2 pseudogenes are annotated in these 1567 nt (G+C 69.8%); both read right to left on the bottom strand.

Annotated elements, in window-relative coordinates:
• A pseudogene (locus tag BN4332_RS27865) lies at positions 1 to 1266 on the bottom strand (hypothetical protein); the annotation flags it as partial.
• Positions 1259 to 1567 (bottom strand): annotated as a pseudogene (locus tag BN4332_RS27860) (magnesium chelatase); the annotation flags it as partial. The pseudogenes BN4332_RS27860 and BN4332_RS27865, both read right to left, overlap by 8 nt.

The raw sequence follows: 1567 nt of genomic DNA, 5'->3' as shown, positions 1-1567 counted from the left end.
CGCGCCGGTCAATTCCCCGGCCGCGCCGGCCCTGCGGGTGTCCCGCTCGCCGTGGCGCCCCGAAAGTCGTTGTGCCACATCGCGCAACGCGGTCTGGCCGAGCTGGCGCATGGCCTTGGGCGAGAGCCGCCACTGCCCATCGGAGCCGCGGTCGATGAAGCCCTGGTTCACCAGGGCTTTCTCCAACTCGGACAGGGTGCGGGCATCGATCGCCGCGTCGTCCCCGAGCTGGCGGGCCAGCGACTCGAGATCGACATCGTCCATCGACGCGCCGGCGTAGCTCTGCGACAGCGCGTCGGCCAGCTGCTCGAGCTCGGCGATGTCGGACATCGCCTGGGCGCCCTCTCCCATGCCCAACGGGTCACCGCCGGAGAACCGCTCCGAGCCGGTCCAGTCCTCCCCGGGCCGGGCAGACTGGAGGTGCGCGTCGAGCCGGTTGAGCGCGTTCATCAGCGACGGCGAACCGAAAGCCTGCTGCGCCAGGGCATCCAGCTCGGCCCGCTGCTCGGCCGAGAGACTGTTGCGGAACCGCTGCGCGGCCGCGGCCCGTTGGGCCAGCGAGTCGAGCAGCTCGTCGATGTTGCGCGGCTTCTCCGGGAAGTACTCGCCGTGCTTGTCCATGAAGTCTTGAAAGTCCTGCGGGGTGTCCTCCCCGCGAGCATGCTTGTCGAGCAGATCGTTGAGGTCGTCGAGCATGTCGTTGACCCGCTGCCGGTCCTCGTCGGTGGCGTTCTCCAATGCCTCCTTCATGCCGGCGAAACGCTGATCCAGCATCTCCCGGCCCAGCAGGTCCTTGATCTCGTCATACTTCTGCCGCGCCTCGGGGCTGCGCCAGTCGTAGTCGGCGAGCTCCTGCACCGCCTTGGCCGGTGACGGCGAGAGCGCGTCGAGTTGCAGTTCGCCGAACCGCGCGTCGTCGTCCAACGCCCGGGCCAGTTCCTTGCGCTCGGCGAGCACGGCCTCGTCGAGCAGCTTCTTGATCTCCTGCAGCGTGCCGTCGAGGTTGTGCCGCTGCAACAACTCTCGACGCTTCCGGTTGGCCTCGGCGGCCAGCCGGTCGGTGCCGCGCATGCCCTCGGTACCGCGGCGCATCAGCTCCGAGAGGGCGCGCCGCGGCGAGCTGCCCTCCATGACGCTCTGACCGATCTGCTCCAGTGCATCGCGCAGATCGATCGGCGGTGCCAGCGGGTCGGGGCCACCGGTGTATCGCGAGTACCGCGAGGTGTGCGAATGTCCCCGAGGCCCCCTGGCCCCCAGATCAGCCATAGACCGTCTCGCCCTCCCCGGTCACCTTGTCCACACGCTTGGCCAGATACAGCGCCTCCAAGGCCAATTCGACGGCGGCAGCGCGCTGACCGACCGACACCGCCCCCACCCGGGAAGCCAGGGTGTCGATGACAGGCAGATCGGGCAGCGCCGCCAGAACGTCCTTGGCCGACACCCGCTCACCGGTGGTCACCGGGGAGCCTTCCTCGACGGCGGCCACCAGCGAGGCGACGTCGATGCCGCCCAGCAGCCGCTGCGCGGTGTCGGCGGTGGCGCGTCGCAGCAGGTGCTCCAGCACCGC

The organism is Mycolicibacterium houstonense, assembly GCF_900078665.2.
GTDB classification, from domain to species: domain Bacteria; phylum Actinomycetota; class Actinomycetes; order Mycobacteriales; family Mycobacteriaceae; genus Mycobacterium; species Mycobacterium houstonense.
The sequence above is the reverse complement of the archived record's forward strand: the minus strand, read 5'-3'. Positions and strand labels throughout refer to the sequence as shown.